This window comes from Neisseria sp. P0021.S007 (assembly GCF_051956855.1).
In genome coordinates this window covers 1-588 of the sequence record NZ_JBQCXA010000826.1, presented here as the reverse complement: position 1 = coordinate 588, position 588 = coordinate 1, and the positions used below count along the sequence as shown (strand labels likewise).

The 588-nt window shown below is 50.9% G+C and carries 1 protein-coding gene; it reads left to right on the top strand.

Annotation, left to right across the window (positions count from 1 at the left end; genetic code table 11):
- The coding region (locus tag ACTHUR_RS16175) for an LUD domain-containing protein (protein ID WP_440399696.1) at positions 1-588 on the top strand (588 nt) is incomplete at both ends.

The following is a 588-nucleotide window of genomic DNA, read 5'->3' as shown; positions in this document are numbered from 1 at the left end:
GCGTAAGAGTTTGCGTACCGCGATGGATATGCTGATGACCAAACGCAAAGCCGTTTTGACCGACGAAGAAGAGCTGCAAAGCCTGCGTGATTTGTGCGAACACGTCCGTCAGCGTTCTCTGTCCAAATTGCCCGCCCTGCTGGAGCAACTGGAAGAAAACCTGACTAAGTTGGGCGTGAAAGTACACTGGGCGGAAACTCCGGCCGAAGCCTGCCAAATCATCCACGACATCATTACTGCCAAAAACGGTAAGCTGATGGTCAAAGGCAAATCTATGGTCAGCGAAGAAATCGAGCTGAACCATTATCTTGAAGCAAAAGGCATTAAAGCGGTGGAAAGCGACTTGGGCGAATTTATCGTCCAAATGGCAGGTGAAAAACCGACCCATATCGTGATGCCCGCCATTCACAAAACCAAAGAACAGGTTAGCGAACTTTTCCACAAAAACCTCGGCACGCCGTTAACGGACGACGTAGACCAACTGACCGGCTTCGCCCGCAAAGCACTGCGCGATATTTACAGCACTGCCGATGTCGGCTTGAGCGGCGTAAACTTTGCTGTTGCTGAAACAGGTACGTTGTGTCTGGT